Annotated in this window: 16 protein-coding genes; 14 read left to right on the top strand and 2 right to left on the bottom strand. The window is 57.1% G+C overall.

From position 1 onward, the window contains the following. The first annotated feature begins 125 nt into the window (after positions 1 to 125). Both secA and prfB read left to right on the top strand, forming a co-directional pair. On the top strand, positions 126 to 2,642 hold the full coding sequence (gene secA / locus ACFSW5_RS22360) for a preprotein translocase subunit SecA (RefSeq protein ID WP_379278223.1): 2,517 nt from the start codon (positions 126 to 128) through the stop codon (positions 2,640 to 2,642). Between the two features lie 130 nt (positions 2,643 to 2,772). Next, positions 2,773 to 3,883 (top strand): peptide chain release factor 2 gene (gene prfB, locus ACFSW5_RS22355; RefSeq protein WP_379278219.1). Its coding sequence is split into 2 segments (ribosomal slippage): positions 2,773 to 2,844 and positions 2,846 to 3,883, totalling 1,110 coding nucleotides; the frame shifts between segments, so codons are not numbered across the junction. Here prfB and ACFSW5_RS22350 read toward each other — a convergent pair. Next, the gene (locus ACFSW5_RS22350; protein WP_379278216.1) at positions 3,880 to 4,005 is read right to left on the bottom strand and encodes a hypothetical protein; all 126 of its coding nucleotides are present in this window, start codon (positions 4,003 to 4,005) and stop codon (positions 3,880 to 3,882) included. The two genes, prfB and ACFSW5_RS22350, sit on opposite strands and share 4 nt — an antisense overlap. A gap of 256 nt (positions 4,006 to 4,261) precedes the next feature. On the opposite strand from ACFSW5_RS22350, the gene ACFSW5_RS22345 reads away from it, so the two are divergent. The 8 genes from ACFSW5_RS22345 to argH all read left to right on the top strand — a co-directional run bounded on the left by ACFSW5_RS22345 (position 4,262) and on the right by argH (position 14,216). After that, the gene (locus ACFSW5_RS22345; RefSeq protein WP_379278279.1) at positions 4,262 to 5,131 is read left to right on the top strand and encodes a YitT family protein; all 870 of its coding nucleotides are present in this window, start codon (positions 4,262 to 4,264) and stop codon (positions 5,129 to 5,131) included. Between the two features lie 153 nt (positions 5,132 to 5,284). Then, positions 5,285 to 6,334, top strand: a complete 1,050-nt coding sequence (gene argC / locus ACFSW5_RS22340) for an N-acetyl-gamma-glutamyl-phosphate reductase (protein ID WP_379278214.1) — start codon at positions 5,285 to 5,287, stop codon at positions 6,332 to 6,334. 61 nt (positions 6,335 to 6,395) lie between these two features. Further along, positions 6,396 to 7,637 (top strand): bifunctional ornithine acetyltransferase/N-acetylglutamate synthase, encoded by a 1,242-nt coding sequence (argJ, locus tag ACFSW5_RS22335; RefSeq protein WP_379278212.1) that lies wholly within the window; start codon positions 6,396 to 6,398, stop codon positions 7,635 to 7,637. Between the two features lie 165 nt (positions 7,638 to 7,802). Next, positions 7,803 to 8,591: an acetylglutamate kinase gene (gene argB, locus ACFSW5_RS22330; RefSeq protein WP_379278210.1), complete on the top strand. Its 789-nt coding sequence runs from the start codon at positions 7,803 to 7,805 to the stop codon at positions 8,589 to 8,591. Positions 8,592 to 8,673: 82 nt separating this feature from the next. Further along, positions 8,674 to 9,888, top strand: coding sequence for an acetylornithine transaminase (locus ACFSW5_RS22325; RefSeq protein ID WP_379278206.1), 1,215 nt, complete (start codon positions 8,674 to 8,676; stop codon positions 9,886 to 9,888). 504 nt (positions 9,889 to 10,392) lie between these two features. Next, a complete protein-coding gene (gene argF / locus ACFSW5_RS22320; protein ID WP_379278203.1) occupies positions 10,393 to 11,349 on the top strand; it encodes an ornithine carbamoyltransferase in 957 nt (318 codons plus the stop codon). Between the two features lie 63 nt (positions 11,350 to 11,412). Next, entirely contained in the window at positions 11,413 to 12,642 is a 1,230-nt protein-coding gene (locus ACFSW5_RS22315) for an argininosuccinate synthase (RefSeq protein ID WP_379278200.1), read from the top strand. 158 nt (positions 12,643 to 12,800) lie between these two features. Beyond that, complete coding sequence (gene argH / locus ACFSW5_RS22310) at positions 12,801 to 14,216, top strand: argininosuccinate lyase (RefSeq protein WP_379278196.1); 1,416 nt, start codon at positions 12,801 to 12,803, stop codon at positions 14,214 to 14,216. A 467-nt stretch (positions 14,217 to 14,683) separates the two neighbouring features. Here argH and ACFSW5_RS22305 read toward each other — a convergent pair whose 3' ends face one another. Continuing rightward, positions 14,684 to 16,117, bottom strand: a complete 1,434-nt coding sequence (locus ACFSW5_RS22305) for a VanW family protein (RefSeq protein ID WP_379278193.1) — start codon at positions 16,115 to 16,117, stop codon at positions 14,684 to 14,686. 334 nt (positions 16,118 to 16,451) lie between these two features. Between ACFSW5_RS22305 and ACFSW5_RS22300 the strand changes: the two genes are divergently transcribed. From ACFSW5_RS22300 to ACFSW5_RS22285, 4 genes are all read left to right on the top strand, one after another. After that, the gene (locus ACFSW5_RS22300; RefSeq protein WP_379278191.1) at positions 16,452 to 17,501 is read left to right on the top strand and encodes a tetratricopeptide repeat-containing glycosyltransferase family 2 protein; all 1,050 of its coding nucleotides are present in this window, start codon (positions 16,452 to 16,454) and stop codon (positions 17,499 to 17,501) included. A gap of 118 nt (positions 17,502 to 17,619) precedes the next feature. Then, entirely contained in the window at positions 17,620 to 18,306 is a 687-nt protein-coding gene (gene ftsE / locus ACFSW5_RS22295) for a cell division ATP-binding protein FtsE (protein ID WP_379278188.1), read from the top strand. Next, positions 18,296 to 19,213, top strand: coding sequence for a permease-like cell division protein FtsX (ftsX, locus tag ACFSW5_RS22290; protein ID WP_379278186.1), 918 nt, complete (start codon positions 18,296 to 18,298; stop codon positions 19,211 to 19,213). Before ftsE ends, ftsX begins: the two co-directional genes overlap by 11 nt. A 6-nt stretch (positions 19,214 to 19,219) precedes the next feature. Continuing rightward, on the top strand, positions 19,220 to 20,407 hold the full coding sequence (locus ACFSW5_RS22285) for a murein hydrolase activator EnvC family protein (RefSeq protein ID WP_379278184.1): 1,188 nt from the start codon (positions 19,220 to 19,222) through the stop codon (positions 20,405 to 20,407). Positions 20,408 to 20,424 lie beyond the last annotated feature (17 nt).

Raw genomic sequence — 20,424 nt, 5'->3', positions numbered from 1 at the left:
TGAAGAGGCTTTTTGGCGCGCGGGGCCTGCCGATTGCTGGAAAACGGGGGGCATGCGTTGCGGCGGTGCTTTCAAACTGTTACAATTTAAGGCAAACAGGCGTTTTTTAATGAAAGGGGAAAACCATGCTCGGATTAGTGAAAAAAATATTCGGAGACGCAAATGAGCGCGAAATTAAGCGCCTTATGCGTACGGTGGAAGAAATAAATGGGCTGGAGCCTCAAATTTCCGCTTTGACGGACGAACAATTGCGGGCGAAAACGGATGAGTTCAAGGCCCGTTACGAGAAGGACGGCGATCTCGACCCGATTTTGGCCGAAGCGTTTGCGGTCGTTCGCGAAGCGTCGAAGCGTGTGCTGGGCAAGCGGCACTACGATGTGCAGCTGATCGGCGGCATGGTGCTGCACGAGGGCAAAATTCCGGAGATGAAAACCGGCGAAGGTAAAACGCTCGTGGCGACGCTGGCCGTCTATTTGAACGCTTTGACGGGCAAAGGCGTGCACGTCGTAACGGTCAACGATTACCTGGCTCAGCGGGACAGCGCGGAAATGGGCAAAATATACGAATTTCTGGGACTTACGGTCGGCTGCAACCTGCACGGGCTGACGCATGAGCAGAAGCAAGCCGCATATGCCTGCGATATTACGTACGGCACGAACAACGAGTTCGGCTTCGACTACTTGCGCGACAATATGGTGCTGTACAAAGAACAAATGGTTCAACGCCCTCTTAACTATGCCATTATCGACGAAGTGGACTCGATTCTGATCGACGAAGCGCGCACGCCGCTTATTATTTCCGGTCAAGCCGCGAAGTCGACGGAAATCTATTATGCGGCGGACCGTTTCGTAAGCCGTCTGAAGGAAGAAGAAGATTATGTGATCGACGTGAAGCTCCGCAACGTCAACTTGACGGAAGCCGGCGTCGAGAAAACGGAGCGTGCGTTCCAGATCGACAATCTTTACGATCACGCGCATGTGCTGCTTAACCATCACATTCAGCAGGCGCTGAAGGCCCGCTACATCATGAAACGCGACGTCGACTACGTGGTGCAGGACGGCGAAGTCATCATCGTCGACGAGTTCACCGGGCGCCTGATGGCCGGCCGCCGCTACAGCGACGGTCTGCACCAGGCGATTGAAGCGAAGGAGCAGCTCAAAGTCCAGAACGAAAGCATGACGCTTGCGACGATCACGTTCCAGAACTACTTCCGGATGTACCGCAAGCTGGCCGGTATGACCGGTACGGCGAAGACGGAGGAAGAAGAGTTCAAGCGCATCTACGGCTTGGAGGTCGTGCAGGTGCCGACGAACAAGCCGAATATCCGTAAAGATTTGCCGGATGTCGTCTACAAGTCGGAGAACGGCAAGTTTAACGCGGTAGTCGAGGAGATCGTCGCCAGACATAAAAACAATCAGCCGGTTCTCGTCGGCACGGTTTCGATCGAGAACTCGGAGCGTCTCTCGGAGATGCTGAAGCGCCGCGGCGTCAAGCATAAGGTGCTGAACGCGAAGTTCCACGCGGAGGAAGCGGAAATCATCTCCCATGCGGGACAAGCGGGCGCGGTTACGATCGCGACGAACATGGCCGGCCGCGGTACCGACATTTTGCTGGGCGAAGGCGTAGCCGAGCTTGGCGGTCTCCATATTATCGGTACGGAGCGCCATGAATCCCGCCGGATCGACAACCAGCTTCGCGGCCGCGCCGGCCGTCAAGGCGACCCGGGCTCGACGCAGTTCTATTTGTCGCTGCAGGACGACCTGATGCGCCGCTTTGGCGCCGAGAACATCATGAACATGATGGACCGCCTTGGCCTCGAGGAAGACCAGCCGATCGAAAGCCGCATGATTACGCGTGCGATCGAATCGGCGCAGAAGCGGGTGGAAGGCAGCAACTTCGATACGCGTAAAGTCGTTCTCCAGTACGACGACGTGATGAACCAACAGCGCGAAGTCATTTACAAGCAGCGCCGCGAAGTGCTCTTCTCCGAAAACATCCGCGAGATCGTACATGAGATGATCAAGCCGGTTATCGATCGGATCGTGGAGGCGCATTGCTCCGAGGATATTCCGGAGGAGTGGGATCTCGACGCGGTCGTGGACTACGTCCATTCGACGCTGCTCCCGGAGGATTCCCTCACGAAAGACGAGCTGTGGGGCAAAGAGAAGGACGAAATGTCCGAGCACATCTACGGCAAAGTCGTCGCTTATTACGATCAGCGCGAAGAAGAGATGGGCGCCGAAACGATGCGCGAGTTCGAGAAGGTCGTCGTGCTCCGCGCGGTCGACAGCAAATGGATGGACCATATCGACGCGATGGATCAATTGCGTCAGGGCATTCACTTGAGAGCGTACGGCGGTACCGATCCGCTTCGCGAATACCAGTTCGAAGGCTTCGAAATGTTCAAGGAAATGATTGAGCATATTCAGGAGGAAGTCGCCAAGTATATTATGAAGGCCCGCGTTCAAAGCAACCTGGAGCGCCAAGAGGTGGCGAAGGGGCAAACGACGAGCGGCGGCAGCAGCGAAAGCCAACCCGTTCGCAAGCAGCAGGTCCGCGTCGTAAGAATCGGCCGCAACGATCCTTGTCCGTGCGGCAGCGGCAAAAAGTACAAACAATGCCACGGTTTGAAGGAAGAATAACGCGAGGCGGCGTTTAAGCATAAGGTAAAAATACACGGCGCCGGTTCCGCATATTCGGCGGCATCGGCGCCGCACAAGCGGCATGAAGCCTATAAAGGCATGCAAACATAGATTGAGGTGAAGCAACGCTATGATAGACGTATCGGTTAAGCAAGACCTGCGCGAGATGGCGAAGCGGCTCCAAGAACTCAGGGGGTCTCTTTGACCTGGATCTCAAACGGGAGATGATCGCCAACTTCGAAGAGAAGATGAGCGCGCCTGATTTTTGGGACGACAACGACCGTGCGCAAAGCATTATCGCGGAATTGAACGCGGTCAAATCGGTCGTGGAGCAATACGAGAAATTTACGGGCGAGCAAGAGGATCTGCAGACGATGCTGGAGCTCGCCGAAGAAGAGCAAGACGACTCGCTGGAGGCGGATCTGGCGCAAGGCGTCGCCAAGCTGGTCGACGACATCGCCGCTTTTGAGCTGCAGCTGCTGCTGAACCAGCCGTACGACAAGCTGAACGCCATTCTGGAGCTTCATCCGGGCGCCGGCGGCACCGAGTCGCAGGACTGGGCGCAGATGCTGTACCGGATGTATACGCGCTGGGCGGAGAAGCATAATTTCAAAGTCGAGGTGCTGGATTTTCAGCCCGGGGACGAAGCGGGAATCAAAAGCGTCACGATGATGATCCGCGGCCATAACGCATACGGCTACTTGAAGGCGGAGAAAGGCGTTCACCGCCTCGTCCGCATCTCGCCGTTCGACGCGTCGGGCCGACGCCATACGTCGTTCGTGTCGTGCGATGTCGTGCCGGAAATCGTCGAGGACGTCGATATTGAAATCCGGCCGGAAGAGCTGAAGATCGACACGTACCGTTCCAGCGGCGCCGGCGGCCAGCATATTAACAAGACGGAATCGGCTATCCGGATTACGCATATTCCGACCGGAATCGTCGTGGCCTGCCAGACGCAGCGCTCCCAGATTCAGAACCGCGAGCGCGCGATGATGATGCTCCGCTCGAAGCTTTATGAGCGCAAGATCGAGGAGCAGCAGCGCGAGCTGGCCGAAATCCGCGGCGAGCAATCGGACATTGCGTGGGGCAGCCAGATTCGCTCCTATGTGTTCCACCCGTACAGCATGGTGAAAGATCACCGCACCTCGGTGGAGACGGGCAACGTCGGAGCGGTTATGGACGGCGATCTGGATCCGTTCATCGACGGTTATTTGCGCAGCCAGATCCGGCAGGAAGCCTAGGTCCGGGCCGCCGCCGTCAGAGCGGCGGCGCCGGCCTGACGGCCTAACGCGTCGTTGCCGCGGCCGGAATTGGGCGAAATGGCAAAGCGCGCGGGACGCGAGCCGGTTTTTATACGAAACATCATGAAGTCCTTCCCTAATCGAACGAGGGGAAGGGCTTTTTTTGAAATATAAGAATATATAAGCTTTGCGTTATTAATTGTCTTAGTATAGTTCGCGCCGAAACGTTTCGTCCTTAAGAATTGGACTAAAGAATCGTTTCCGCTTGAAATACGAGAAGAGGGGCTAATCGTGGAACAACAAGAACAGCAGAAGAATAAAGAGCATCAATCGTTTCAAAACGAGAGGCGGAAGGGGAGCCCGGCTGCAAACCCCGATATGCGGATAAAACGTCCCCGGACCAAAAAACCGAACCCGCGCGTCGTAGCCGCCACGAATGTCATCCAACTGATTGTCGGGGCGTTTGTGATGGCGGTCAGCTTTAATCTGTTTCTGGTGCCTAACGCGATTGCGTCGGGCGGAGTATCCGGCATTTCGATTTTGGTCGAGCGGGCCGCCGGGCTGGAGCCGGCGATTACGCAGTGGGCGATCAACATTCCGCTTTTTGCGGTCGGCTTGTGGCTGCTTGGGCGCCGGTTTGCGCTCAAAACGGCGTTCGGAACGGTCATTTTGCCTCTATTCATTCTGCTGACGTCCGATTGGCAGTCGCCGACGGACAATCCGCTGCTCGCGGCGATTTACGGCGGAATCGGCGTCGGCTTGGGGCTTGGCCTTGTGTTCCGGGGAAAGGGATCGACGGGCGGCCTGGATTTGGCGGCGCAAATTTTACATAAGTATACAGGCTTGAAGCTGGGACTGGCGATGGCTTGCTTTGACGGGTGCGTCATCGTGGCGACAGGCATCCTCGTCTCGCCGGAGGTGGCGCTGTACGCGCTGCTGGCCCTCTTTATTACGAGCAAAACGATCGATATCGTGCAGACGGGATTCGCGGTTTCCAAGGTCGCTTTCATAATAAGCGATTATACGGAGGAGCTGACGGAGGCGATTTTGCACGATTTGGACAGAGGCCTGACGCGTTTGGACGGGCATGGCGGTTATACCGGAGACGGCCGGACGGTGCTCATGGTCGTGCTGGGACAGACGGAAGTGACGAAGCTGAAGCAGCTTGTTCAATCCGTCGATCCGGGGGCGTTCGTCATTATTAGCGATACGGCGGAGGTGCTGGGCCAAGGCTTTAAGCTCCCTTAATAAAAACTTCCGTCGAACCGGCATGGAAGTTATTTCTTCGCATTGTATTATTATAGATTGGATTGTATAATAATACGGACGGTTTCGGATTCCATGTCGGACGGCAATCATGTACAATTGACATGGGAAAAGTTCTCATAGGGAGAGAATGCAATGAGCGATCATATCAGAGCGGCCATTATCGGATCGACCGGCTACGGCGGCGTGGAGCTGTTCCGTTTGCTGGCGTCCCATCCATACGTCGAGGTGACGGCGGTTATTTCGTCTTCCGCGGCGGGAACGTTATTTTCGGAGGGGTATCCCCATCTGACCGGCATTTATGCAGGCGTGCTGGAGGATGTCAACCCGGCGGCGATTAAGGAAAAGGCGGATGTCGTCTTTCTGGCGACGCCTCCCGGCGTGGCGGCGAAGCTGGCCCCGGAGCTGCTGGAGACGGGCCTTAAGGTTATCGACTTGTCCGGCGATTACCGGCTTAAGTCGCCTGCTTTGTACGAGCAATGGTACAAAAAGCAGCCTGCCGACGAGGCGTATTTGAAGCAGGCGGTATTCGGCTTGGCGGAAGTGTACGGCGAACGGGTGAAAGGCGCTAGCTTCATCTCCAATCCGGGCTGCTATGTCACGGCGACAACGCTTGGGCTCTATCCGGCCGTGAAAGAAGGCTTTATCGACCCGGACACGATCATTATCGACGCCAAGTCCGGCGTCTCCGGAGCGGGACGCGGCGTAAGCCTCGGCAATCATTATTCCGAAGTGAACGAAAATTTGAAAGCTTATAAGCTGAACCAGCACCAGCATATTCCGGAAATCGAGATGATCTTGTCCGATGCGGCCGAGAGGCCGGTCGTCACGACGTTCTCGACGCATCTGATCCCGATGACGCGCGGCATTATGTCGACGATGTACGCAACGGTGCAAGGCGGGCGCAACGCCGCGGACTTTATCGAGCTGTACCGCAGCTTTTATGAAGGCCGGCCGTTCGTGCGCGTGCGCGATGAAGGCATATTGCCCGCCACGAAGGAAGTATGGGGCTCGAATTATTGCGATATCGGCTTTGCCGTGGACCCGAGAACGGGCCGGGCGACGATCGTTTCGGTTATCGACAATCTCGTGAAGGGCGCGGCCGGACAGGCGGTCCAGAATCTCAACCTCATGATGGGCTGGGACGAAACGCTGGGCCTTCGGTTTGTTCCGGTTTATCCGTAACGGGGATTAAAGCCTTATTTGCCATGCTTGTTGAAAATAGCGAAGGAGACGGGAATCCAACATGGGACAGGTAAAAGCATCGGAAGCGTTTACGGTCGTAGCCGAAGGATCGATTACGACGCCGAAAGGGTTTAAAGCCGGAGGCTTGCACTGCGGCTTGAAAAAGACGGACCGCCACGATCTGGGCGCGATCGTCTGCGAGGTGCCGGCTGCGGCGGCCGGCGTCTATACGCTCAATCAATTCCAGGCTGCGCCGATCAAGGTTACGCAAGACAGCATCGGGACGGAAGGAAAGCTGCGGGCCGTTATCGTCAACAGCGGCAACGCGAACGCGGTAACGGGCAAGCAGGGCGAAGCCGACGCTTTTGAAATGCGAAGCCGCTTCGCCGAGCGGATCGGCGTTCCGGCGGCTCACGTGGCCGTCGCTTCGACGGGCGTCATCGGCGAGCTGCTGAAGATGGACAAGGTGCGCGGCGGCATCGATGCGCTGCCGGAGAAGCTGGACGGAAGCCGCGAGGGAGCGGACGGCTTCTGCCAGGCGATTCTGACGACGGATCTGGTGCAGAAGTCGGTGTGCGTCGCGGTGGAAATCGACGGCCGGACTATCCATATCGCCGGCGCGGCCAAAGGCTCGGGCATGATTCATCCGAATATGGCGACGATGCTCGGCTTCGTCACGACCGACGCGGCGATCGGCAGCGAAGCGCTGCAAGGGGTGCTGCGGCAGGCGACGGACATGACCTTCAACATGATAACGGTCGACGGCGATACGAGCACGAACGATATGCTTGTCGCCATGGCCAGCGGACTTGCCGGCAACAAGGAGCTGACGGCCGCTCATCCGGATTGGGCGAAATTCGCGGACGCGTTCCGCTACGTGTGCGAGGTGCTGGCGAAGGCGATTGCCCGCGACGGAGAAGGGGCGACGAAGCTGGTCGAGGTGCGGATCCGCGGGGCGGAATCGGTGGAAGCGGCCCGGGCGATCGCAAAGACGGTTATCGGTTCTTCGCTCGTCAAATCGGCGATGTTCGGCGCGGACGCGAACTGGGGCCGCATTATTGCGGCCGTCGGCCGATCCGGGCAGCCGGTTAACGTCGATACGGTCGACGTGCGCATCGGCGATATCGCGACGCTCGAGCAGTCCCGTCCGGTTCCGTTCGACGAGGATGCGGCGCTCGCCTATTTGAAAGGCGATACGGTCGTCATCGACGTCGACTTGCATATGGGCGAATCGGAAGCCGTGGCGTGGGGCTGCGACTTGACTTACGACTACGTCCGCATTAATGCGGCTTACAGAACTTAAGGGCGGCGCCCGTTTGGCCCGGCGGAAGCGCCGGATTCGGGCGGCATGGCTTAACGGGCCGGAGGCTCCGGCAATAAGCGGAACTGACGGCGGAGGACGTTAGCGGAACGGCCTGAGGCGTCAGGCCGTACTGGCATCGAGACGAGAGACGGGGAGCGGAGAAGGATGAACAAGCGGTTTGTGATGAAATGCGGCGGCAGCACGCTAGCTGCTTTGCCGGATTCCTTTTTCGAGGATTTGCGCAAGCTTCAGCAGTCCGGCGTGCGTCCGGTTATCGTGCACGGCGGCGGACCCGCCATTAACGAAACGCTGGCATCGCTTGGCATTGAGTCGTCATTTGTGAACGGATTGCGGGTAACGACGAAGGAAGTGCTGGGCGTGGTCGAAATGGTGCTGGCCGGCCGGATCAACAAGGAAATCGTGCGGAAAATTCAAGCCGGGGGCGCGCAAGCGATCGGCCTCTCCGGCGTGGACGGCAGGCTGATCGAAGCGAAGCCGGCCGCCAACGCGGACGAGATCGGCTACGTAGGCGAGGTCACGAACGTAAACGCGGCCGTTATCGAAGGCGTTATGGCGATGGACTACATACCGGTTATCGCCCCGATCGGCATCGACGGACAAGGCCAAAGCTACAACATTAACGCCGATACGGCTGCGGGAGCGGTCGCTTCTTTTCTCGGCGTGGAGCAGATGATCGTCGTGACGGACGTTCCCGGCATTATGAAGACGGCAGACGGAGTAAAGCGGGTGCTGCCGGTCGTTACGGTGGCGGAAATCGAAGCGATGATCGAAAGCGGCGAAATATACGGCGGCATGATTCCGAAGGTTCGTGCGGCGATTCAGTGCATTCAAGGGAAGGTACGCGAAGTCGTGATCGTTAGCGGCGAAGAGCCGGGCGTGCTGAGCCGCGCGGTGCTCGAAGGAGATATCGGAACGCGGGTTGTGCTCGGATAACGGCTCCGGGTATCGGTTGCGGGACGGTTATCCGGTACGGAATCAAGCTGTCGTGAAAATAACGAAAGGCGGTTGAAGGAGAATGGGCGATACGAAGCAATCGGCGGCGGCGACGGCCGTAACAAGCGTAACGGAAGGCGGCGGACCGCTTCTGCCGACGTACGGCAGATACCCGCTTGCGCTCGTCAAAGGCGAGGGCAGCCGGCTGTGGGATGAAGCGGGCAACCGCTATCTCGATTTTATGAGCGGCATCGCGGTAACGAACCTCGGGCATGTGCCGCCGAAGGTGAAGGAAGCGCTTGTCGGCCAATTGGACCGGCTGTGGCATGTGTCGAACCTGTTCCGCATCCCGAATCAGGAGGAAGCGGCGGCGCTGCTGACGGCCAACAGCTTCGGCGACGCGGTGTTCTTCTGCAATTCCGGGGCCGAGGCGAACGAAGCGGCGATTAAGCTGGCCCGGCGTTACCAGCAGAAGGTTGCGGGCACGGGACGGTACGAGATCGTCACGTTCCGGAATTCTTTCCACGGGCGCACGCTGGCCACGCTGACGGCAACGGGCCAAGATAAGGTGAAGGACGGATTTGCCCCTTTGCCGGAAGGTTTCCGCTATGTAGCGTTTAACGATCTTGCCGCGCTGGAAGAAGCGGTTACGGACAAGACGGCGGCGATCATGCTGGAAATGGTTCAGGCCGAAGGCGGCATCCATGCGGCGGAGCGTTCGTATGTTCAGGCGATTCGCAAGCTTTGCGACGAGCAAGGCATCCTGCTGATCGTCGACGAGGTGCAGACCGGCATGGGCCGTACGGGCAAGCTGTTCGCTTATGAGCATTACGGCATCGAGCCGGACATTATATCGCTTGCGAAAGGCCTTGGCAGCGGCTTCCCGGTAGGCGCCATCGTGGCGCGGGAGAAGCTGCGCGAAGCTTTCGGGCCGGGCAGCCACGGCTCGACGTTTGGCGGCACGCCGATCGCGACGGCCGTCGTGAAGGCGACGGTGGAGACGATCGTCGGCGACAAGCTGCCGGAGCGGGCGGCGGAGATGGGCGAGTACTTGCTCTCGCGCCTTCGCGAAGCGCTTGCCGGCAACGAAACGGTCGTCGACGTGCGGGGACTCGGCCTGATCGTCGGCATCGAATGCAAAGAGCCGGTGGCAGATCGCATTACGGCGGCGCAAAAGAAAGGGCTGCTCGTCATTTCGGCCGGGCCGAACGTTATCCGGCTGCTGCCGAACTTGCTCGTGACGAAGGAAGAGATCGACGAAGCCGTTTCGATATTGGCCGAAGTGACGGCGGAGTAAGGCCGGAGTATGAGGACGCTTGGCGAATCCGGTTAAAAAAGCGCTTGGGTTAGCTATCGTCGCTGCAACTGCAAAAATACAGTTATTTTCCGGTGAAACGAGCTGGTTAAGAGGTTTTGCCGCAAAAGCGCAATAACGTGTCCGTTTAATGGTTAAAATGGTTAACTTCGTTGAATTTTAACTGTATATTCGCAGTTCAACTTGTCTATAACACATCGCGGCGCTAGTTTTTACTGCATTTTTGCAGGAAGCCGCACAGCTTTAGGCGCTCAGGAGGCGGCATCCGGGAGCAGCGGACGGCGTTACCTGCCGTGGAGACCGCTTGACGGCGCACGTCCTTGCCGCGCTTGGCTGCGCCGCGGTTATCACGGTCCGAGCCGCCCTGCACATGCGAGCGCCGGCCGCGGCCTTGTCCAATATGGCGCGATGTGCCCGGGGCGGCCCCCGCCGCAAGAGCAAACGACGATGCCCGCGGAGCGGGCAATGAATAGAGGAGGGCTCCACATGCAAGATACAGTAAAAGAAGAGCTTGCGATCAACTTGAAGGGGCGCGATTTTCTGATGCTGGGCGATTATACGCCGCAGGAAATCCGTTACCTGATCGATCTGGCCATCGAGCTCAAAAGAAAACAAAAAGCAGGCGAGGTTTATCAGCCGCTGAAAGGGAAAACGCTTGGCATGGTGTTCGAGAAGTCGTCCACCCGCACGCGAGTATCGTTTGAGGTCGGCATGTACCAGCTCGGCGGCCAAGCGCTGTTCCTGAGCAGCAACGACTTGCAGATCGGCCGCGGCGAGCCGATTGCCGATACGGCGCAAGTGCTGTCGCGTTATCTTGACGGCATCATGATCCGCACCTACGCGCACCGCACGGTTGTGGAGCTTGCCCGCGCCGCTACGGTGCCGGTCATCAACGGCCTGACGGACCTGTCCCATCCGTGCCAGGTGCTGGCCGATTACCAGACGGTGCTGGAGCACAAAGGACGTCTGGAAGGCTTGAAGATCGCTTATATCGGCGACGGCAACAACATGGCGCATTCGCTAATGATGGGCGCGGCCAAGCTCGGCATGAACATCGCGGTCGCTTCCCCGGAAGGGTACGCCCCGGACGCCGACATGACCCAAAACGCCAAGGACGTCGCTTCCCGGCAAGGCTCCACCGTTCTCGTGACGCAGGATCCGAAGGAAGCGATCGCGGACGCGGACATCGTCTATACCGACGTATGGGCGAGCATGGGCTTTGAACAGGAGCAGAAGGAGCGGGAAATCGCTTTTGCCGCTTACCAGGTGAACGAAGAGCTCGTCAAATACGCGAAAAGCGATTATCTGTTCATGCATTGCCTGCCGGCCCACCGCGGGGAAGAAGTGACGGAAGCGATTATCGACGGCAGTCATTCGATTATTTTTGACGAGGCGGAGAACCGGCTTCACGCGCAGAAAGCCATTATGGCGGCGATTATGTAATACAACGGCTGCGAGAGAACGGGCCGATTCACCATACGAAATTCAAGGGGAGTGCAGAAGAACATGGCAAAGGAAAAAATCGTTCTCGCCTATTCCGGCGGGCTGGACACTTCGGTCATTTTGAAATGGCTGAAAGAAACGTACGACGCTGAAATTATCGCCTTCACGGCCGATATCGGCCAGAAGGAAGAGCTGGACGGCCTCGAGGCCAAAGCGCTGGCGACCGGCGCTTCGAAAGTATATATCGACGACCTTCGCGACGAATTCGCGAAAGACTTCATTTTCCCGATGTTCCAGGCGGGCGCCCTGTATGAGGGGCAATACTTGCTCGGCACGTCCATCGCCCGTCCGCTTATCGCGAAGCGCATGGTCGACATTGCCCGCGCGGAAGGCGCTACGGCGATCGCGCACGGCGCAACCGGCAAAGGCAACGACCAGATCCGTTTCGAGCTGACGGCCGCGGCTCTCGCTTCCGACATTAAAGTGATCGCCCCTTGGCGCAGCGAAGAGTTCCGCAACCAGTTCCCGGGACGCGCGGAAATGATCGCTTACGCCGAGAAGCACGGCATCCCGGTTCAAGCGTCGGCAGCCAAGCCGTATTCGATGGACCGCAACCTGCTCCATATCAGCTTCGAAAGCGGCATGCTCGAGGATCCTTGGTTCGACGCCAGCTCGGAGGAGAACAAGGATATGTACGTGCTGAGCGTGTCCCCGGAAGACGCGCCGGATAAGCCGGAATATGTCGAGCTGACGTTCGAGGCGGGCAATTGCACCGCGATCAACGGCGAAAAGCTGAGCCCGCTGGCTGTCATGGAGAAGCTGAACGAGCTGGGCGGCAAGCACGGCATCGGCCGCGTCGACATGGTCGAGAACCGCTTCGTCGGCATGAAGAGCCGCGGCGTATACGAGACGCCGGGCGGCACCATTCTGTTCGCCGCTCACCGCAAAATGGAATCGATCACGATGGACCGCGAAGTGATGCTTCTGCGCGACGGCCTCATCCCGAAATATGCGCAGCTCGTTTACAACGGCTTCTGGTTCGCGCCTGAGCGCCTCGCGCTGCAAGCGCTCGTGACGGAGTCGCAGAAGAACGTGACGGGCGTCGTGCGCCTGAAGCTGTACAAAGGCAACGTCATCGGAGCCGGCGTGAAGAGCCCGGTGAGCCTGTACAATCCGAACATCGCGACGATGGAAGCCGATCCGACGCAAGCGTACGACCAAGGCGACGCGACGGGCTTTATCCGCCTCAATGCGCTGCGCCTGAAGGTCGGTTCCACGTTCCAAGGCGAATAAGGAGCTTTCGTTTTCGATTGATTTGCTTCTAGCCGAAACCGTCTGTCCTCCGACCAGGAGATGCCGTTTCGGCTTGCAGCGTTAAAAAGATCCGGCAGTCCCCCTTGCTGCTCTTGCCGGAGAAGCAGGGGGGTATCCGGAAGGGAGTGTACTAGCCAGTGAGCAAATTGTGGGGCGGCCGGTTTACGAAAAAAACCGACCAATTGGTAGAGGAATATACGGCGTCGATTATGTTCGACAAGGAGCTGGCCGAAGAAGACATTCAAGGCAGCCTTGCGCACGTGACGATGCTGGGCAAGCAGGGCATCCTGTCCGCGGACGACGTGGACCAAATCAAGGACGGCCTGCACCGCGTCATGCAAAAAATGAAACGCGGCGAAATCGAGTTTTCGGTATCCGACGAAGATATCCATATGAACATCGAAAAAGCGCTCATCGACGACGTCGGCCCGGTCGGCGGCAAGCTGCACACGGGACGCAGCCGCAACGACCAGGTCGCGACGGACATGCATTTGTACTTGCGCAAGCGCGTCGTGGAGTTCGTCGATCTGCTGCATAAGCTGCAAGCCGCTCTTCTCGAACAGGCGAAGGCGAATTTCGATACGATTTTGCCGGGATATACGCATCTGCAGCGGGCGCAGCCGATTCTGTTCGCGCATCATCTGCTGGCGTACGTATCCATGTTCGGCCGCGACATCGAGCGGCTGCAAGACAGCTACAAGCGCATTAACGTGCTGCCGCTCGGCGCTGGCGCGCTGGCGGGCACGACATTCCCGATCGACCGCCATTTCGTGGCCAAGCAGCTGAAGTTCGACCGGGTGTACGAGAACAGTCTCGACGCGGTCAGCGACCGCGATTTCATTATCGAGTTTTTGGCCGACGCTTCGATCGTGATGATGCATTTGTCGCGCCTGAGCGAAGAGCTCGTCATGTGGTCGAGCAACGAGTTCAATTTCATCGAGTTGGACGACGCGTTCTGCACGGGCAGCAGCATTATGCCGCAGAAGAAAAATCCGGACGTCCCGGAGCTTGTCCGCGGCAAAACCGGACGCGTATACGGCAATCTGTTCGGCTTGCTCACCGTGCTCAAGTCGCTTCCGCTCGCTTATAACAAGGACATGCAGGAAGACAAGGAAGGCATGTTCGACACGGTCCGCACGATGCAAGGCGCACTGCAGCTGTTTGCGCCGATGATCGCGACGATGAAGGTGAAGAAGGACAACATGCGCAAGGCGGTGAACCAAGACTTCTCGAACGCGACGGACATCGCCGACTTCCTGGTCGGCAAAGGGCTGCCGTTCCGTCAAGCCCACGAAGTGATCGGCAAAACGGTGCTGTATTGCATCGAGCAGGGCAAATATTTGCTGGATTTGACGCTGGACGAATTCAAGCAGTTTTCCCCGCTGTTCGACGATCGCATCTATACCGTGCTGCAGCCGGAAAACGTGGTCAACGCCCGCAACGTATACGGCGGCACCGCGAAGGAGCAAGTCATGTCGGCTGCTGCGCGCGCCGAAGAAGCTCTTGCGGCTACCGCGGCTTGGGTGGCGGAATACGCCGAGCTTAGCCGCTAGGCGGGGCAATACGCCCTACTTGGCCGTTAAGCCGGCGTATCGGATGAAAGGGGCCGGGGCAATCGGCTTTGAAGGGGAACCCGCTCTTTTTACCGTGTCGAGGTTTCGTTGTATCTGCGGGAGATCCTAAAGCAGAAGAGAACACCATCGCAAAACGACTTCGTCTCTTTGCAAGGAGATGAAGTCGTTTTTCCTTGGATAAGAGAGTTGCCGATAACTTCACGGATTTAATAATGCAAGAGATAAGACTAAGAGATTTCGAGACCGGGCGGCTTGCCGACCGGGGGCTGAAGCGGGCGCTTATATCCGGTCGGCAGGGAACAGCAGCGCGGTGCCGGGGCTGCTGTTCCCTGCCGGGGCCGCCGAACGAGCCGGTCGGCGCAGCTGCGAAGGCAGCTCCTGCTCGCCAAGGCAAGGGCCGCCCCCCGCTCACCCGATGCCCTTCACGTGCTGCCGCACCGCTCGCTTTAGCCGATGCCGTCCTCGAGCAGCGGCTCGCCGCTGTCGGGCGCCGGTGCCGGGGCGCCTTCGTTGCCGCCTACGTTCACGACCGTAGGCTGCGCCTTGTACGTATCGCGCGACACCCGTTCGCGCGACACCTCTTTGCCGTCCTGCACAAGCGTGCGGAACGTCTCCACGACGTAGCCGGGCTTGCCGTGCTGGACGACTTTCCGGGTGCCGGCCGGAAGGCTTGCGCTTGCAACCTCCTGAACGGCCGGCTCAATCGTTTGGACCGTGACCGATTCGATATCGTAACGGATATTTTCGGGCATCGTGCCGAACATCTTGACGGTCAGCTGGCGGTCCTTGACGGCCGTGCGGATGATGAGATGCTTGCCCGTCGTATTTTTAAACCGGAAATTGATCGCCCCGCTTGCGAACGTAGCGTCTTGGCCGATCGGCAAATACGAGACCGGCAGCGAGTGATTGCGCCGCTCGACGATTTCGAGCCCCGTCCGCAGAACTGCATTGTACAGCGTGCTGGATACTTGACAGATGCCGCCGCCGATGCCGGGCACAAGCTTCCCGTTCAGAATGACCGGCGCTTCCTTGTAGCCGTATTCGTCTTCGGTCAACCTTACGATTTGGCCGTAATCGAAAATGTCCCCCGGTGCCAAATGCCAGCCGTCGAGCACCTTTGCCGTAGACGATACGTTATAGGCCCGCCCTTCGGCGCTTGAGCTGAAGTCGGTCGTAAATTCGATGATTTTTCGCTCCACGCCCTCCGCCTTTAACGCTTCCAGCGTCATCTTCGGCTGAACGACGGTTACGGGAAGCTCCGTTTTCAGCGCCTTCTCTTCTTCCGATAGCGTTCCGTCCCCGGCGCGCAGCAGCCAGCCTTCGACCTTGCCGGACAGCTCCTCGACGTTCAGCCGGTATGCGTTCGTATGAGGCTTGTATTCGACCCGGTCGTCGTCCGTAATCGTCCGCACCGCATCCGCAGGCTCGTTCAGATCGATCCAGCCCCATTCCTTCCGAACGGCGGTTTCGAATACGTCGCGTTCCCAGCTTTGCTCCAGCTCGTATGTTTTCGGAAAATGATACCGATAGCGCGCCCGTTCCCACACGGAGCCTTCCGTCAACCGCTGCAAAGCCGATCTGACCTTTGAAAAATCCGCTTTATACCCGATGTCCGCGGCGCTCCATTGCTTGCTGCCGTTCGCGGCCTCGCCCGCCTCCACGGTTAACGTCCGTGTCTCCAGCGCCTCCTCGTATCGATTCAGCAGCCCCACGGCCTCCTCGATGTTCATCCCTCCCAGCGGAATGCCTCCGGCAGACACGTCTTCCGGCACCGTCCGTTGCTGCGCATAGTACCATATAACCCCCCATCCCGCCGTTGCAAGTAGCAGCAGCGACATTAGGATGATGAACCACATATGAAGCCGTTTCACGATTAGCATCCACCTTTCTTTAAACGATCTTTAGGGCGATTCTTCCATGTATATGCGGCTTTGGTGCCGTTTCTGCCCGGTGCTGACGGTTTGTCGAAAAATCTTTGGCCAGCCCGGGTCTATTGCGTGCAGCCGTCGATATTTCGTACTCTAGTAGAAGGTTCATAGATTGCAGCCGGATTTACGATATAACGATAGAGTGATTCGGATTGATTTTTTACCACATCAGAAAGTAATGCGAAAAAATCGCTTTCGGATCGGCGATAAATACTGTCGTTGAAACGAGGTCGCACATCCTGGAAGGACTTCGATGGAAGTTTTTCTCAAAATTCGGAGGGGAATCATGGGGTTATCTGTCGCAATGATCGTAAAAAACGAAGAAAAATATTTGGAGCGTTGTTTAAAAAGCCTTCCGGCTATCGTCAATGAAGTCGTGGTAGTCGATACCGGTTCGTCCGACCGTACCGCCGACATTGCGGTTTCAAACGGAGCGAAGCTGCTTGCCTACGAATGGGACGACGACTTCTCGGCTGCAAGAAACTTTGCGATTAATCAAACGAGCGGCGACTGGATTCTGGTTATGGACGCGGACGAATATTTTGCGGAGGACTGTTCATCCGTCCTCGAATCGTTTATGAACGCCGGGAAGCAGATCGGAAGATTCGAAATCGTCTCCAAATATATGGATAACGGAGAGACCGCTTTTGCCCGCGACTACGTTTCGCGTTTATTTCCCCGCGGCGCCGCTTATGCCGGGAGGATTCACGAGCAGCTGATAGGGAATTTTCCGAGGCGCCGGATCGGCGGGGCCGTGATTCATCATGACGGTTATTATCAGACGGACAAGCATGAGCGGAATCTTTCCTTGCTTCTGCTGGAGCTGCAGGAAAAACCGGGCGGCTCTTATCTCTTATTTCAGCTCGGAAGGCAATACAACTCGGTGCGGGATTATGCGAAAGTCGAGATGTATTTAACCGAAAGCTATCGTCTCTTAAACAGAACGGAAGGCTACGCGAAAACCGCCGTCGTCGAATTGTTGGAAGTTTACCGGATCAACAAAAAATTCCGGGAAGCTTTTTCGCTGATCGATGCGGAATCGGAATATATGAACGGCGTATCCGACTTTCATTTCGGAAGAGCGCAGCTTTATCTGGATTACGCAATTGAGTCCGCCGATTATTCGTTCATTCCCGAGATTGAAAAAGCTTATAAAGAAGCGCTTGGCGCCGCGGACGAAATCGTCGTCGGAACGGCTTCATACCGTTCCTATCATAACTTGGGCGTATTTTACGAACTGACGGGTCAACCGGAACTGGCTAAGCGTTATTACCGCCAAGCTGCCGAGTGCAATTTCGGGTTGTCCGCCGAAAGACTCGAAAAAATGGGAATTTAGCCGAATAATCGGTCCCTATGCGAAAATTCTTAGAAATTACACAGAAACGCAGTTTTTTGGAGGATTTCGCCTGCCCCTGTCGAAATAGTAAAGCTGACTCTTAACAGGATGTGATAAAGTGATTGAAATGCAAGACATATGGAAGACCTACAAAGACGGCACGCACGCGCTGCGCGGCGTTTCGGTCCGCATCGACCGCAACGATTTCGTCTATGTCGTTGGTCCTTCCGGCGCAGGCAAGTCGACCTTCATGAAGCTTATCTACCGTGAGGAAGTGCCGACCAAAGGGCAAATTTCCGTCAACGGATTTAATATAGGGAAGCTCAAACCACGCAAAATTCCTTTCGTCAGAAGAAATATCGGCGTTATCTTTCAAGATTTCCGCTTGCTTCCCAAGCTGACGGTTTTCGAGAACGTCGCGTTTGCGATGGAGGTGATCGAAGCGCCGCCCCGCATGATCAAGAAGCGGACGATGGAGGTGCTGGAGCTCGTCGGACTGAAGCACAAGCACAGCAGCTATCCGAATCAGCTGTCCGGCGGCGAGCAGCAGCGGGTCGCCATCGCCAGAGCGATCGTGAACAACCCGGCCGTGCTGGTCGCGGACGAGCCTACCGGCAACCTTGACCCGGAAACGTCAATGGATATTATGAGCTTGCTCGAGGAGATCAATTTCCGGGGTTCGACGATCGTCATGGCGACGCATAACCGCGATATCGTCAACAACGTGAGGAAGCGGGTCATCGCCATCGAGAACGGACAGATCGTGCGCGACGAGGTCAGAGGGGAGTACGGCTATGAAATTTAGAACGCTGCTCCGCCACTTCCGCGACGGCTTCAAGAACATCCTGCGCAACGGATGGATGTCGTTCGCCTCAATGAGCTCGATTGTCATTTCGCTTTTTATACTCGGCGTGTTTCTGCTGGTAGCGCTTAACGTCAACAGCATGGCCTCCCAGATCGAAAGCCAGGTTCAGATCCGCGTTTACCTGGAACTGAACGTCGACCAAGCGAAACGCGCGGAGCTTGAGAAGACGATCCGCAGCATTCCGGAAGTGAGCAAGGTCACCTTCGTCACGAAGGAAGAAGGCTTGGAGCAACTGAAGCAAAACCTCGGCGAGGACAACCAGGATTTGTTCGAGGGCTACGACGAGGAGAACAACCCGCTGATGGACTCGTTTACGGTCGACGTGTTCGACCCGCAGACGATCTCCGTTACCGCGGACAAGATCAGCGCCATTAACGATACCGACGAGACGAAGCCGATCATGGACGTGAAATACGGCAAAGGCACGATCGAAACGTTGTTCAAAATCACCAACGCCATCCGCAATATCGGGCTTATTATGGTGCTCGGCCTGATCGTAACGGCGATGTTCCTCATCTCCAACACGATCAAAATGACGATCGTCGCGCGCCGGCGGGAAATCGGCATCATGAAGCTGGTCGGCGCAACAAATTCGTTTATCCGGTGGCCGTTTTTCGTAGAAGGCGCGTTGATCGGCATCATCGGTTCGGTCATTACGACGGTTCTGCTCCTGATCGGTTATTCGGAGCTTGTCCGCATGACCCAGGTCGATCTGGGACTGATGATGATCAAGCTGGTCACGCTTGAGGAATCGGGCCCGCTGGTGGCATCGCTGTTGATCGGACTTGGCACGCTTATCGGCGTATGGGGCAGCACGCTTTCCGTACGCAAGTATCTGAAAGTGTAGGTGACGATGCAGGTGAAGAAGAGGTATATTCCGATGCTCGCCTTTGCGGCTTGCGCTCTGCTGCTCCAGCCGGTCGGCAGCCAGGCGGCGACTTCTTTAAGCGAGGTTAACAAGGAGCTCGACGCGACCAAGCAGCAAATTAAAGAAACGCAGCAGGACGCGGCGGAAGCGGAGAAACGCCAGAACGAGCTTAACGCCCAAGTAAAGGTTACGGAAAATTCGATCCAGACGATCATGAAAGAGTTAAGCGATGTGCAAAAGACGATGGATGCGACGAAGATCCAAATCGTCAATAAGGAAGAGGAAATCCGCAAGACGAAGGAAGAGCTCGCAGCGGCGGAAGAACGGGTAAAGGAAAGGGACGCTTTGATCCAATCGCGGATGCGCCTTATGTATTCGAACGGCATCGTTTCCTATTTGGACGTCTTGCTTAGCTCTACGAGCTTCTCCGATTTCCTCGACCGCTTCGATGCGCTGCAATCGATTTTGCGGCAGGATAAAGACATTCTCGCGCAGAACAAGGCCGACAAATTGCTGATCGAAGAAAAGAAGGCGACGGCGGAAAAGCAGCTGAAAGAACGCAACGATCTGTTCGCGAAGCAGAATTCCTATATGCAGACGCTGAAAGAGAAGGAAGAACAGAAGGAAGCGATGATCGCCTCCTACAAAGAAGAAATCGAGGAGCTCGAAGAGATCTCCGAGGAAGCCGAGCAGTCGCTTATCGCGCTGGCCAAGAAGCAATCCCAGCTGGAATCGCAGAAGAAGAAGCTGAGCTCGGTGAACAAGCCTTACAGCGGCGGCAAGCTGGGGATGCCGATCGTAGACTACTCCCGGGTCAGCTCCCCGTTCGGCGTGCGGATTCATCCGGTAACAGGGGTAAGGAAGATGCACACCGGCATCGACTTTGCGGCGCCGAAAGGAACGGATATTTTCGCCGCGGAATCGGGCGTCGTCATCTTGGCGCAGTCCTGGAGCGGCTACGGCAACACCGTCATTATCGACCACGGGAACAATCTGTGGACGCTGTACGGCCATATCCGGGAAGGCGGAACGCTGGTGTCCGAGGGCGAAACGGTCAAAAAAGGCCAAAAAATCGCCGAGGTCGGCATGACCGGAACGGCGACGGGGTATCATTTGCATTTTGAGGTGCGCGTAAACGAAGAACCGGTTAACCCAAGCTCTTATTTAAATTAAGATCATCGCATTTCACG

The organism is Paenibacillus thailandensis (genome assembly GCF_042685365.1).
GTDB lineage: Bacteria > Bacillota > Bacilli > Paenibacillales > Paenibacillaceae > Paenibacillus_AP > Paenibacillus_AP thailandensis.
This window is presented reverse-complemented; position numbering and strand designations above follow the sequence as displayed.